The 15,400-nt window shown below is 37.4% G+C and carries 6 protein-coding genes; all 6 read right to left on the reverse strand.

What is annotated here, in order from left to right:
- Positions 1–50 precede the first annotated feature (50 nt).
- The 6 genes from P176_RS0101380 to P176_RS0101405 all read right to left on the reverse strand — a co-directional run bounded on the left by P176_RS0101380 (position 51) and on the right by P176_RS0101405 (position 15,391).
- The gene (locus P176_RS0101380; RefSeq protein ID WP_026753018.1) at positions 51–2,435 is read right to left on the reverse strand and encodes an ABC transporter permease; all 2,385 of its coding nucleotides are present in this window, start codon (positions 2,433–2,435) and stop codon (positions 51–53) included.
- A gap of 395 nt (positions 2,436–2,830) precedes the next feature.
- Positions 2,831–5,278, reverse strand: a complete 2,448-nt coding sequence (locus P176_RS0101385; protein WP_026753019.1) for an FtsX-like permease family protein — start codon at positions 5,276–5,278, stop codon at positions 2,831–2,833.
- Positions 5,279–5,424: 146 nt separating this feature from the next.
- Positions 5,425–7,830: an ABC transporter permease gene (locus tag P176_RS0101390; RefSeq protein ID WP_026753020.1), complete on the reverse strand. Its 2,406-nt coding sequence runs from the start codon at positions 7,828–7,830 to the stop codon at positions 5,425–5,427.
- 133 nt (positions 7,831–7,963) lie between these two features.
- The gene (locus P176_RS0101395; protein ID WP_026753021.1) at positions 7,964–10,384 is read right to left on the reverse strand and encodes an ABC transporter permease; all 2,421 of its coding nucleotides are present in this window, start codon (positions 10,382–10,384) and stop codon (positions 7,964–7,966) included.
- Between the two features lie 16 nt (positions 10,385–10,400).
- Positions 10,401–12,818, reverse strand: a complete 2,418-nt coding sequence (locus P176_RS0101400; RefSeq protein WP_026753022.1) for an ABC transporter permease — start codon at positions 12,816–12,818, stop codon at positions 10,401–10,403.
- 173 nt (positions 12,819–12,991) lie between these two features.
- On the reverse strand, positions 12,992–15,391 hold the full coding sequence (locus tag P176_RS0101405) for an ABC transporter permease (protein ID WP_026753023.1): 2,400 nt from the start codon (positions 15,389–15,391) through the stop codon (positions 12,992–12,994).
- Between the last annotated feature and the right edge of the window lie 9 nt (positions 15,392–15,400).

Consider the following 15,400-nt stretch of genomic DNA (forward strand, 5'->3'; position numbering starts at 1 on the left):
ATTATTTAATAAGACCTCACAGGTTTCAAAAACCCTTAAGGTCTATGAAATTATTCAGCTTTTAATGATTTAACAGGATTCGCAATTGCCGCTTTAATAGCCTGAAAGCTTACTGTTAATATGGCGATAACCAAGGCACAAAATCCTGTAAATACGAATGGCTGCCAACCAATATCAATTCGGAATGCAAAATCCTTGAGCCAATTATCCATCACGACATATGCCAATGGAAATGCAATGAGCAATGCCACTAAGACCAGCTTCACAAAATCGATTGATAATAATCTTACGACTCCTGCGACGGAAGCCCCTAAAACTTTGCGAATCCCAATTTCCTTTTGACGCTGCTCTGCCGTAAACGCTGCTAACCCAAACAGCCCTAAGCACGCCACAAAAATTGCCAGAGTTGAAAAGATAACCGCAATGGAAGCCGTACGTTTTTCTTCGAGATATAGCTTTTCAATATTTTTATCTAAAAAGCTATAGTCAAATGGAACATTGGGAGCAACCGTTTTAAAATTGCTTTCCATGGCAGAAATACTTTGGGCCAAATCTGAAACTTTCATTTTTACCAAAAGAAATTCCTTAGACTCACTTGTATGGTTATGAAAAGCATAAGCTCCTATTGGCTCTCTTAAGGACGCAAAATTAAAATTGTCCACTACCCCAACAATAGTAGCATCTTTAGGAAGCATATAAATAGTTTTTCCTATGGCTTCCTCTGGCGTATGACCTAAATAATCGGATATTTTTTTATTGACCACGACTTCAACCAAGGTATCGCCTTCTGTCTTGACTTTTGGTAAATTTTTTCCGGCGAGAAATTTTAAGCCCATAACATCCAATGCCTCTGCATCTGCACGATTGGTCTGTACGGAAAATCCGCCGTCGTTTGCCAAAGGGTTATGCACCAAACGACCACTTACCGTTTTTCCAGGGTAGCCTTGCGCTGCGCCAACTGAAGATACAATGGGCAATGCCTCTAATTTCTGCTTGAGTAAACTTACAGTATTGGATTCCTTAATGCCAGTAGTTGTAATGGCCATGACTTGATTTGAATTGAATCCCAAGTCTTTGTTTTGAATAAAATGCAGCTGACTATATATGACGAAAACACCGATAATCAAAACGATAGATGCCGCAAACTGCAGAACCACCAATCCTTTTCTTACGTTGACCGACCAATTAGAACCCGTATTACCACCACTCAGTATTTTTTTTGCTGAAAGATTGGATAAGTAAATCGCAGGATAAGACCCTGCTAAAAGGGTTGTAACCGCCCAAATAGCAAGCATTGCAGCGATAAAAGTTCCAGACAATAATAATGAGGCAGGAATAGACTTTCCAGAAATCTGATTAAAATAAGGCAAGAAAATCAATGCGACAACAATGCCCAAAATGATGGAAATGAAGGTCATCAATCCGGTTTCGGCATAAAATCGTGCTATCAAATTTGAAACTGAGGCCCCGAGGGTTTTACTCACGCCTACCTCTAGCGCCCGTTTTTGTGAACGCGCTGTTGTTAAATTCATGTAGTTAATACAGGCGATAACCAGAATCAACAAGGCCAACCAGGTTAAACTATTCACTTGGTCAATTGAACCTTTTCTAGAGCTGTAGCCGTTATCCAAATGAGTTGAATATAAATGAACCTCGTCAAACGGCTGCACATTTAATGAATACCATTGTTGGTCCTTTTCAACATTTTCATCAAGCATCTCTTTCATTTTTGATTTGAGTATGCTCGGTTTTGCACCTTCTGCTGTCAATAGATACGTTTCTAAACTTGAATTTGACCACGTTGGTCTTCTAGCAAAAAAACTGGTGGCGAAGGATACGTAAATATTGCCATCAAGAGTTGAATTTGTTGGAAGGTCTTCATACACCCCTGTAATCTCTATCCCAGTCTTATCGTCAATCTTAAATGTTTTACCAACAACTTGGTCGGTGCCAAAAAACCGTTTTGCTGTGCTTATAGAAATAATTGCTGTGTTAGGATTGTTCAGTGCTCCCGCAACTAGGCCTTTTTCAAGGGTAATATCAAAAACGTCAAAAATATTGGGGTCTGCATAATACAAGGAGTTTTCGATAAATTCGGAATCATCGGTATTAATGTATGCCGCATCGCCAAATCCATGTTTGTAAAACCGCACGGCATCGATGACTTCTGGAATTTCAGCAATAGCAGTTGGCGCGACCATGGCTGGCGCATTTGCATAGGTTTTGCTGTTGAAACTTTCTGAAGTCTCCACCAATACACGATAGATGTTATCTTTTTTCGCATACATGTTATTAAAACTATTTTCGTGATAGATGAACATAAACAGTAAAGCGGTAACGGCCAGACTAAGGGTGAGTCCCAAAATATTGATGGTAGAAAAAAGCGGACTGCCCTTTAAATTTCGCCAAGCGATTTTGATATGATTTTTGAACATGAGATTCTATTTTTGATAAACTGGCCTCAAACAGTTATTCCCTCAAATTTTTCCACTTCGAATTGAACAACTAATAACACTTATTATATAGTGAAGATGATGCCAATTATTTAAAAATCTAATATATAGGGTTTTACAATAATTCATAAAACAGAAAGTGTTCGATTTTGATACATATTTTGTACGTAATCGAACACTTTATAAACTAGCAAAATTTGAGTTATTTAACAGAGTAACCCAAAGAAGCACTAAGACATTTCCTGATTAACTATGTTATCAGTTTGAACGCGTTCAGTGCTTAAAAGTCGAATAATCATCGAAGCTGAAAACTGTGAGGTCTAAAGAGGTGCCGTATCAATTTTAATCAATCCTATTACCCTTTGTTGATTAGGGCTTTATTCAGACCTCAACGAATCCACCGGATTTGCATTTGCCGCTTGTAAGGTTTTGGCGCTAATCACCAATAAGGCGAAGCCAATCATTGCAATACCACCTGCCAGAAATATCCAGACACTGATGCTAGTTTTATAAGCAAAATCCTGCAACCAATTATGAATTCCATACCAAGCTATCGGGGTTGCGACAATAAAAGCAACGGCAACCAATATCAAAAACTCCTTACAAAGCAGCGCATTAATTTGAAGTAGCGATGCACCCAAAACTTTACGCACACCTATTTCTTTTACGCGTCGATTGGTGGTGTAAATGACCAGACCCAAAAGTCCAAGGCAACTTATTAAGATGGAAAGACCTGTTGCCCAATTGAGAAGTTTTGATACTTTTTGCTCTCGGTTGTAGAAACGTGCTACCGTCTCATCCAAAAATTCAATACGGTAATCATCAGTTTCAGAATACACCGTTTTATAGGCTTCCTCTATTTTAGATAGCGTACTGCTTAAATTTTCCGAAGACGTATTTTTAAAAGCTATATGAACAGCCTGAAATTGACTCCAATCTGGTCTGTACCAATCGCCTCTTAATGCCATTGGCTTAATATCTGATTTTAGAGAACGCTGATGAAAATCTGCCATGACGCCAACAATTGTGACTTGTTCTTCATCGATTTCAACTGTTTTATCAATGGCAACTTCTGGCGTTTTGAAACCTAAGACTTTTCTATAAGTGTCGTTGATTACCATTTCTTTTATGGTATCATTCCTGTAATTGCGGCCAGCTAACAACTTCAATTCAAAAACATCTAGGTATCTTCTGTCTCCAAATATAAACTGCAACTCTGCATTAATTTCCTTTTTACCGTCGCGATAATTCGCCATACTTGTATTTGTATTCATTGATGCTGGAGGAACGCCACCAATACTGATGTTCTCAATTTCAGGGATTGTACTTAAGGCTTCAGCATAACGTTCCTTTTTCGATAATTCCTGCTCAGAGCGTGGTTGAAACACAGAAACAACCTCTTCAGTTTTAAATCCCATATCCTTGTTTAACAAATAATTGATTTGTTTACCAACGAGCAACGTGGCGATAATAAACACTTGGGCGACTGTAAATTGAAACACCGTTAAAAACTTTCGAAGTTTCGTTTTATTCTCGCCAATCGCTAAATGGTTTTTTAAGACGGAAACTGTATTGAAACGCGATAAAACCAAGGCTGGGTAAAACCCTGAAAGAAACGTGACCAACACCAACAGTAAAACAATTCCGAAGATAATTAGCGGTGACTTAAATAATTCAAACTCTAAACCGTCTGGTACAAAATCTGAAAATATGGTTATTAGCCATTTTGAAAGTCCTAGAGACAACAGTGACGCTATTAAAACCAATAAAAACGTCTCGCCCATAAATTGACCTATCAACTGTTTGCGACTACTTCCCAGCGTTTTTCTAATCCCGATTTCCTTGGCGCGTTGTGTGGCCTGAGCGGTATTCAAATTGATAAAATTGATACAGCCCAATACCAATAAAAACAACGCAATCAAGGCCAAATAGGTCAAAAGCGATTTACTGGCTTGACCTTTAGACCAATCATAAATGCCGTAATCTTCATTAAAATGGATATCTGCCAATGGCTGAAGTTGAAAAATCTGCTCATCACCATATTTTATTGACTCTTCACTTCGGTGCTCTTTTGACAACCCATCAAAACGAGATTGAATAGCCGTTAAATTGGCATTATTGGCGACTTTTACAAAAAGCTGTGCATTAGAGTTAGTATTATCCCAGTTTTTATTTAGAAAATTTTGTCGAAGTCTGGTCTGTAAAATCGTAGGGCTTGAGATAAATTCTTGAAAAATAATATCGGTTCGCTCTTTATAATCTTCAACAATTCCAGTGACGGTAACATTTAAGGAATCATTATAAACCAAGGTTCTGCCAATAATTTCTGATGAGGGTATCTTCGGAAAGTATTCTGAAGCTCGCGCTTTGGTCAAAATAACAGTATTTGGCTCTGAAAGCACATTCGTTTCCTCTCCAGCCAAGAATTTGTATTTGAAAATATCGAAATAATTTCCATCGGCAAACACCACAAAATTAGGCCATTTGAACTCTAATTCCTGTTCTCTGTTCTCCACTATCGCTGGGCGCTCAATGTAAAACCCGGCAACGGTTTCAAAATTTGAATTATCTTTAATAGCATCTTCCAAAGCCAATGTTACTCCTGGGATTTTCCACACATCGTCAGGACTCTTTAAATCAGTCACCACACGATAAATCCTATCGCCATCTTTATGAAACTTATCAAACGTGGCATCATAATAAATCATCAGTCCAATCACAAAAGCTGCACTTAAACCAATGGTAAGACCGATGATGTTGATTAGCGAGAACACCTTGTTTTTTAAGATATTTCGCAAAGCGATTTTTAGATAGTTTTTAATCATGATGCCATATTTTATAGATTCGTTTTTTTCTCAATGCGGAAAAACTCCAAAATTTTACTATACTCATTCTTTATACTTTTTCATTTTCGACTTCGATTTCGATTTCGATTTCGTCTTCATTCCCCCTTAGGGTGATTAAAGGGGAATTATTCTGTTCTTAAATATTTTATCGGTTTGACCAAGGCCATTTTTATAGACTGAAAACTGCAAGCCACAAAGGCTATTATAAATGTAAACAGACCTCCAGTTACGAACATCCAGACCGAAAGTTCAATTTGATATGTAAAATCCTTGAGCCAAGAAAACATTAAGTAATACGTTATTGGTGCTGCTATGACAAAGGCAACTAAAATAAGTGTTGTGTACTCTTTCGAAAGGAGCATTACAATTTGCGAAGTTGAAGAACCTAAAACGTTTCTTATAGCTATTTCCTTCGATTTTGATAACAATACAAAGGTCATTAAACCTAATAAACCTAGACCGCCAATACAGATTGAGAGTAAGGACAGTATTTTGAACCCAAGATAAATCATACTTTGAACAGCATATTCTCTTTCTATGGCCTCGGAAAGAAAACCGTACTCAAAAAAGGATTTTTTAAAACTGGATTTCCAAGCGTTTTCAATATCTACTATAACACCTGGGTTGGCGCTGGAGAGTTTCATAAAAGCATTCATTTGAAAACTATTCCAATTAATGATGATACTAGGTGTGATTTCATACTGTAAGGCGTTGTTGTGATAATCTGAAACTACGCCAACAATTGTTCCCTCGCCCTCATTGATAGTGAGTTGTTTCCCAATAGCTTCTTGGGGCGTCCAATTATAGGTTTTTATTAAAGCCTCATTAACCACAAATTGATCAAACGTCTTTTTAGTCGTCTTAAAATTTCTGCCCGCTAAAAGTTTTAAATCGTAAAGGTTTAAATAATTCTCATCGCCGATTTTCATTTCAGAATACATTCCATTTTCTTGATTTTCTGATGCTAGACGAAACGATGTTCCTAAGGATAATCCGTCTATTCCCATGGGAGGACCCGAACCGAAAGAGACGCTTTCAATGTCAGCTATTGCATTCAACTTATTTTTAAAAACATCAATTTTATCAAATTCTGGAACTGGCGTAATAACAATTGAATCCTTTTCAAAACCAACATCCTTAGTATTGAAATAATTCATTTGCAACCCAACAACAATAACCGCAATTACAAAAACCTGTACAATAATAAACTGAAAGGTTATCAAAGCTTTTCGAGTATTGACTCCTTTTAAACTATTCAGTTCTTTACTTTTCAGGGCCTGTATTGGATTAATTTTTGAAAGCACCAGCGCAGGATAAACGGTTGCAATTAAAGCGGTAAGTAGGCCTGCAATTATAAGCATGTAGACAAAATTGCTTCCCAAAACCAAATCTAAACTTATGATGCTAAAGAATGCGTTTAGTTCAAGCAGACTTAGGTGAACCAAAACAAAAGAAAGCCCGAGTGAAAGTAAGACCAACATGGTATTCTCGATGACGAAACGTATTACCAATTTAAAACGGCTGCTGCCCAGTGCCTTTAAAACTCCGACTTCTTTAGACCTTAAAACAGATTGAGCGGTAACTAAATTTATAAAATTGGCAATAGCAATTAGTAAAATGAATATTGCAACGGTTGCTGAAATCATTAAAATTTTCTTAGGCATTATGTAGCCTCCAGGGCCGCTCCCGTAAAGTGAATCGGTATGTATTTCAATTAGAGCTTGAAGTTTATAGCTAACCCGTTTTGCATGAATCTCATCCAAATAATTCTTGCTCATTTTGTTAATTGCAAGTTCAGTTTTTGAGATTTTAGACGGTTCGCCAAGAACTACGAAAGTCGTGCCTATATGAGTGGCAGACCAATTGCCTGCAAATCCTTCATTTCGTTTTTTGAACAACCTATAAGGTAATACCATACCGAATTTATAGCTACTATTTCCCGCTGGATTTTCTACAATTCCTTTGACCGATAGTAATTCTTCGTTATTTAATAGTATGGTACTGTTTATAATCGATTCATAGTTTAACGCTCCTTGATTAAAATATTTCTTTGCCAACCTTTCGGTAAGAACAACAGAATTTAAATCTTGAGTAGCGTCGGCCTTATTTCCAGCGAGCCATTTTACGCCGTCAAAAACCTTGAAAAAATCAGCATCGGCATAAAGCACATCAGATTCTTCGTAAACTGACTTTATTCCTGAGATGTTTTCAACACTCAAAGTTTCCGAAGTCAAACCAGCAATCTGCGTGACACGTTCTACCTTTGGAATTTCAGTTCTAATGGCATCTGCAAGTGGAAATGGTGTTGTATTGAAATAATAAGTGTCCTCTGGAAAGTCTTGTTGCTGAACCACCCGATAAGTTTGATTTGAATATGAATGCTGCTCGTCGAAACTCAATTCATAATCCACAAAAACCAAAATAATCAAGCAGGAGGTCAAGCCTAAGGCTAAGCCCAAAATATTAATGATAGCAGTCAATTTGTACTTAAAGATATTTCGCCAAGCGATTTTAAGATAGTTTTTAATCATGATGCCATATTTTATAGATTCCTTTTTTTCTCAATGCGGAAAGACTTCAACATTTCACGATGCAGATCTTTTATAATTTTTCATTTTCGAATTCGAATTCGACTCCATTCCCTCTTAGGGGATTAAAGGGGGATTATTCTGTTCTCAAACTCTTAACCGGATTTGCTGCCGCAGCTCCAATGGTTTTTCCGCTTATGGTTATTAAGGCTATGATCAGGGCCAATCCGCCAGCAGCAAGAAATATCCAAATATTCAAATCGATACGATAAACGTAGTCTTGCAACCATGCGTTGGTTGCCCACCAAGCAATTGGTGTCGCAATCACAAAGGCAATAGCTACCAATTTTAGAAAATCCTTGGTTAATAAATAGGTAATGGCCCCTATGCTCGCTCCCACCACTTTGCGAATGCCAATTTCCTTTCGGCGCTGTGCAACAATCAATAAAGACATGGCAAACAATCCAATGCAACTTAACACGATAGCGAGAACAGAACCGCTGCCAATCATTGTGGTCATGGTACGCTCGTTGCTGAGAGTTCTTTCAATATTTTCGTCTAAAAATGAGCCTTGAAATTCGGCGTTGGGTTCAATAATTTTCCAAGCGGCTTTAACATCAGAATAGGATTGTTCTAAATTTTGCGAAGCAACTTTTACGTAAGCGTTGCTTAAGTTCGAATTGGGAAATGCAAAAAGGGTCATCGGTGCGATGTTTCTATCCATTTCCTGAAAATTAAAATCCTTGATTACCCCTACCACAGCATACACAGTAGAATCATCCAAGACTATTCTGGAATTTAATATGTCATCCTCATTCATTTGTTTCGCCATAGATTCATTGATGATAATCGAGAGACTATCGCTCGCCAGATTTTTTCGGAACGAACGCCCTTCAATCAATTTCAAATCCAATGTCTCCACATAATTCGCATCTACCACTAACATGTGGGTATCAATGCCTCGACCTTTGTATTCAAATCCCAAAACGCTTGTAGAACGTGTACCGTCTTTACCCAGACCCAAAATATTATTAGATGCGGTAATGTTAATTATATTAGGCCTATTCTGTAATTTATCTCTTAATAGCTGAAGTGCTTGCTGGTCGTTACGTTTTCCATTGAGCGGAAAGGCGATGACCTGCTCCTTGTTAAAGCCTAAATCCTTGGTACGCATAAACTCCACCTGACTCCAAAGTACAAGTGTGCCACTAATCAATAAAATGGCAATCCCAAATTGTAAGACCATTAAACTATTACGTAAGCGATTTTTTCCACTAGTCTCAATTTTTCCTTTTAGACTCTGCAATGTTCCCAAACGACTCATCAACAATGCAGGATAACCTCCCGCAATAATTAAAATTAGGAGCACACTAAAAACAAGTCCTATCATTACTGATGGCGACATTAGAACCTCAAAATTAGCTCTGGTTTTAAATAGTGTCTGGAAAGGCTTTAAGACTAAAAACGACATTAAAATTCCGCTACTTATAGAAATCAGGAACACGATAATACTTTCTCCCCAAAATTGAAAGAACAGTTGTGCCTTTCCTGCACCCAAGGTTTTCCTCATACCGATTTCACGCAAGCGTTGAGCACTTTTGGCAATACTCATATTGATGAAATTGACACAAGCAATACATAAAATCAAAATGGCAATACCCATAACCAAATAAGGCATCGTTCGGTTTACAACTACTGCACCCTGATTAAAATTGGCAAATCTAGTATCGGCGAAAGCCAGTAATTTTAACTGTCGATAATTTCCACTGGCATCGGGTTGGGCACCGTCGCGTTTGGCATTTTCGATTTCATCTTTATAGTGAAGTTCTGTAAATGCCGTTGTACCGTTTTCAAATTGTTCTGGCGTCATACCCTTTGCTAACTGCAGGTAAACTTCATGGTTTTCCTTATCCCATCGTCCAATGGTTTCCGCATAGGCTGATTTGGACTGGTTCTTAAAATTAAGAAGGACGTCAAAACCATGGGAACTTGTTTCCGGAAAATCTTCAATAATCGCATTTATAGTAAAGGGTACATCTTGACCGTCCCTAAGAATAGTGACCGTTTGCCCGATGGCATTTTCCCCATCGAATAAAATTTTTGCAGTTCTTTCGGTTATGGCAATGGTTGTTTCTGCAGTAATCGGATTTTGTTTATCACCTCTAATGACAGGAAAACTGAACATCTTCAAATATTCAGGGTCAACGTAAGAGGCATTCATTTGAAACTGTTCACCTCTATGTGTCAACAAAATATTCTTGCCATTACGTCGTGTAATTTTCTCAATTCCTGCCACTTCCTCTTTTAATGCTGCTGCAAAAGGCTCTGATTTTGAGGTATTGGCATCAAGACCATCTGGAGTACTATCTTGAGTATAAACCAGATAGAGCTGTTCTATGTTTTCATGGAATTTATCAAAAGACAGTTGATAGATGGCAAACATGGCCAATAATATAGCCACACCGAAAGCAGCAGAAAGCCCAATAATATTCAATGCTGTAAACGTTCTGTGTTTCCAGAGGTTTCGGATTGCGATTTTGAAATAATTTTTAAACATGATTTTGAGTTTTGCTTTATTCTGTTTTTAAACTTTTTATAGGGTTCATGGTAGCGGCTTTAATGCTTTTAAAACTGATGGTTAAAAATGCAACTAGTGTGGTTATAAGTGCGGCCAAGAGAATAGATTCAACTGAAATGTCAATACGGTAAGCAAAATCCTGTAACCATTTATTCATTAAATAGATTCCTAAAGGGAAGGCTATTAAAAATGAAATTATAATAAGCTTTATAAAATCTTTTGTGAGCAGACCTACAATTTGTGCCACACTTGAGCCCAATACTTTTCGAATACCGATTTCTTTGATTCGTTGTTCAGCAGTAAAAGTGACCAATCCAAATAAGCCCAAACAAGCCACGAAAATCGTCAGTAAGGCGAAAATCTTCAAAATAGTACCCAACCTTTGCTCCTTTACATAGGTGAGATTATAGGAATCATCCATCACGGTGTAATTAAAAGCTTGCTCCACATTAAAACTGTTCCACATAGCAGACATGCTTTTGACGAGGTCGGACATATCGGCAACATTTGCTCTTATGATAAAGCCACCGTAAGGGTCGTTTAACATAATTAAGGGATCAATTTTTTCGTGAAGTGATCGGTAATGAAAATCTTTTACAACTCCGATTACTTTTAAGGTTTGTCTTCCTCCTTGATTATTTGTGCCACGAGTTATTGATTTGCCTATTGCATCATCTCCAAAGCCCAAAATTCTTGCGGATGTTTCGTTAATGATGGCATTTAAAGAATCTACACCAAACTCTTTCGAAAAATTTCTACCTTTTAGTAATTCCATCTTCATCGTTGGAATATAATTTTCGTCAATATTATATACGAACATTCTTCTGTTGAACTGTTGGTCAATGTAAAATGAGGACATATTGTTATCTGAATCACCTACAGGAACAAAAGCAGATGTCGTCACATTAATGACTCTTGGGTCGCTCAAGATTTTATTTTTAAAAGCTTCTTGATTATTTTCAAGAAAATAGGATTCTCTTATGACCAAGAGTTGGTCTTTATCATACCCTAATTCTTTATTTTGAATAAAAGACATTTGTTGACTGACCACGATTGTTGCGAGTATTAGTCCAGTAGAAATCACAAATTGAAAAACAACCAATCCACTTCGAATGCCTTTGGTATTTCCAGTACCCGAAAATTTACTTTTGAGAGCTAAAATTGGTTTAAAAGAAGAAATATAAAAAGCAGGATACGTTCCAGCCAATAAGCTAATTAAAAGTATTGATAGGATTACTGTTGCGAAAATTTTAGGCGTCAATAAATAACTGACTTGAAGTTCTTTGCCAGAAATTTCATTAAAAAAAGGAAGCATAATAATCACAAAAATCAATGCGATAAGAGTAGCGATTAACGTTGAAATAAATGATTCTGTTAGAAATTGCTTAATGATTTGTTTCTTTTTTGAACCTAAAACTTTTCTAATACCTACTTCTTTAGACCTTTTTGTGGCTGAAGCTGTAGAAAGGTTCATGAAATTAATACAGGCTATCATTAACATAAATAAAGCAGTAGCAGCAAAAATGTAGAGTGATGTTAAGCTTCCACTAGATTCAGATTCACCTCGTGAAGAAAACTCTGAACTTAAATAGATATCAGTTAAAGGTTGAAGAAATAGACCAAGTTTATTTTCTTTAGTAAATTCAGTATAGGTTAACCCAAATGCTTCCTTCAATGGTTCGCTTACATTTCTTTGAAAAATTGCAGATAATTTTGACTCCAGATTTTTGTAGTCAGTTCCTTTTTTAAGGAGTAAGTACGTGTAAAAATTAGAGTTCATCCATGTATTTTGTTTGGCATCATTATGCCCTTCCATGGAGGCCATCATATCAAAATGAAAATGTGAATTATCAGGTACTTTATCTATGATAGCCGTCACCTTAAATTGTTCTCCTTCTGCATCAATTTTAAGTATTTTTCCGATGGGATTCTCATTCCCAAAATATTTTATGGCTTCGTCCTCTGTTAAGATTATTGTATTGGGTTCTTTTAAAGGCGAAGCCTTATCTCCTTTTAGAATTGGAAGGGTAAATACATCAAAAAAATTAGGGTCTACATAGGCGAATCGGCCATTACGGTATGATACATCATTATAAACAACTTTTGGAGTACCCATTATCCTGAAACGTGTTGCATCTAACACTTCTGGAAACTCTTCTTTAAGAGCTTGCCCAACAGGTGCCATTACAACGGCTTCATTTATCTTTTCTCCATTTATCTTTGCTTTAAAAACTACCCGGACAATGTCATCTGCTTTTTCATTGTATCTGTCATAACTGAATTCGTCTGTAACAAACAACATAATAATCAAACAGCTGGCAATACCTACTGCTAGACCTAGTATATTAATTCCGAACATGACTTTGTTCTTCACTATATTTCTCCAAGCTATTTTGATATAGTTTTTAAACATGGTTCTTTATTTTTATACGGGTTTTCTCGCAAAGTTGCGGTGTCTTAACGGACGTTGATATTTTAATATTTGGAGGCTGGCTGTAACTAGTATTTGTTTTTTTAGACTTCAACTTAGATTCTATTCCATTTCATTTTACCACAATCAGTCCCCCCTTAGGGGGCTAAGGGGCTTTATTCCGTTCGCAACGACTTGGTAGGATTCGCCATTGCCGCTCTTATCGCCTGAAAACTTACGGTAATCAAGGTTATTGCCAATGCACCCAGACAGGCAATCGCCAAAACATCCCAAGTGACCGTTGTTCTATAATTAAATTTTTGTAGCCATTGCCCCATAATATAATACGCTAATGGCGATGCGATTAATAGTGCGATGACCACGAGCGTTATAAAATCCTTGGATAATAATAACCACAACTGGTTCATGGAGGCACCCAAAACTTTACGAACACCTATTTCCTTGGTGCGCTGTTCGGCGACGAAGGAGGCCAATCCAAACAATCCAAGACAACTGATAAAAATGGCCAGAATCGTAAATATTCTTGCTAAGCTGGCGATGCGCTCTTCGGAAGCAAACTTCTTACCATATTCTTCATCTACAAATTGATAGTCAAAGGGAATATTCGGGAAATTGGATTTATACACCTTTTCAATCGTGGCCAGATTATCGCTAAGGCTGTTATCTGGATTTAAACGCAAATTGTAATAACTCGCATTACCGTAATAATCAAAAACATACATAGATTGCTTGACGGGGCTGTAGGGCGACTGCATCACAATATCATCAATTACCCCAATTATTTTCAAAGGCGTATTTGGGTCTTCTACATCAGAATCCCTAATATATTTACCAATTGGGTCTTTGATACCCATATATTTTACAGCGGTCTCATTCAAAATGACGGCATTGGAATCTGTAGCGAACTCGCGCGAAAAACCGCGACCGTCAATAATTTTTGCACCAATGGTTTCCACAAATTCCCAAGACACATCAGTATATGCCAAATCTTCTTGAAATCCTTCTGGTTTTCCGTCCCAAGTATAACCAGACCTATTTGACCAAACTTCGGTGGTTGGACTGCTGGTGGTGGCCATTTCTAAAACCGCTCCACTTTCTATAAACTGGTTACGCATGAGGTCGGTTTTCCCTGAGAAAGCGCCGCTCATGGTCGGGATTTGAATCAAACCCTCCTTGTTGTAACCCGTTGGTCTATCTTTACTGAACTGAATTTGATTCATTACCACCAGCGTTCCAATTATCAATGCTGCGGAAATCGTAAATTGAGCCACAACGAGTATTTTCCGCGGAAGCGAAGAATTTTTTCCAGATTTAAAGGTGCCTTTTAAAACCGCAACCGGATTAAAAGACGAAAGATACAAGGCTGGGTAACTTCCCGCCAAGATTGCAGTGAATAAAATAAACACGATAGAAATAATCCAAAATTGAGCGCTCGCCCATGGAAATTCAATCATTTTGCTCGCTAAATTATTGAAACCATTCAAGAACAATAAAACAACGCCCAAGGCCACAATAAATGACAGGACGACGATGACGAAGGATTCGCATAAAAACTGAAATATCAATTGACTGCGTTGCGAACCGATGGATTTTCTTATTCCCACTTCAGTAGCTCGCTTTTCAGAACGTGCCGTGCTTAGATTGATAAAGTTGATACAGGCCAAAAGCAGAATAAACCCTCCAATGATACCAAACAACCATACATTCTCTATTCTTCCACCAGATTGGACACCATTTTCAAAATCAGACCGTAAGTGCCAATTTTTCATGGGATGCAAAAACATTCTAGCATCAAACTGAACCATTTCTGGGTCTTCAATTTGTTTAACTTTTGAAATTTTATCGGTTACCGCTTCCATGGTGGTATTATCGTTTATCTGGACAAACATTTGAAAGCTGTTGTTGTCCCAATAATCCTTGGATATCTTGAGCCACTCTTGGGTCGTGATATAGTGTTTCCAAGGCATGATATATTCTGTGTCGCTAAACGAATTATTTTTAGGAATATCCTCGTACACGGCGGTCACGGTCATATCATCCTTATTATTTGTTTTTATAATTTCACCCAATGGATTTTTAGAACCGAAAAGAGTTAGTGCAGTTGACTGGGAAATCATAATGGAATTTTTTTCCTTGAGCCCATTTTTCTCTCCTTTTAAAATTTCAAGGTTAAGCATATCTGGAGCCCCCTCCTGCATAAAATTACCTTGAATAGAGATGTTCTTTTCGCCATAGCCTAAATACTGGGGAAAGGTCCAAGACGACATAATGATATGCTTGAAGTTATCATTATGTTTTTCACGTAGGGCAAATTCCAAAGGCATGGGAATGGCAGAACCTGTTTCGGTTTTATTATTAATTGTTTGGTGCTGCCAAACTTGGGCAATAGTCTCCCTATTCTGAAAATAATTGTTGTGGCTCAGTTCATCTGCTACCCAAAGCCCAATCATAATGGTCGCCGCCATACCAATGGCCAACCCAAAAATATTGATGAACGAATAAACCTTATTTTTAAATAGGTTTCTAAAGGCGATTTTGATATAGTTTTTAAACATTGATTTTTC

This window comes from Sediminibacter sp. Hel_I_10 (genome assembly GCF_000688335.1).
Lineage (GTDB): Bacteria > Bacteroidota > Bacteroidia > Flavobacteriales > Flavobacteriaceae > Psychroserpens.

Coding starts and splice junctions, on each gene's coding strand:
- P176_RS0101405 (WP_026753023.1), bottom strand. CDS start 15,391: ATGTTTAAAAACTATATCAAAATCGCCTTTAGAAACCTATTTAAAAAT.
- P176_RS0101395 (WP_026753021.1), bottom strand. CDS start 10,384: ATGTTTAAAAATTATTTCAAAATCGCAATCCGAAACCTCTGGAAACAC.
- P176_RS0101400 (WP_026753022.1), bottom strand. CDS start 12,818: ATGTTTAAAAACTATATCAAAATAGCTTGGAGAAATATAGTGAAGAAC.
- P176_RS0101380 (WP_026753018.1), bottom strand. CDS start 2,435: ATGTTCAAAAATCATATCAAAATCGCTTGGCGAAATTTAAAGGGCAGT.
- P176_RS0101385 (WP_026753019.1), bottom strand. CDS start 5,278: ATGATTAAAAACTATCTAAAAATCGCTTTGCGAAATATCTTAAAAAAC.
- P176_RS0101390 (WP_026753020.1), bottom strand. CDS start 7,830: ATGATTAAAAACTATCTTAAAATCGCTTGGCGAAATATCTTTAAGTAC.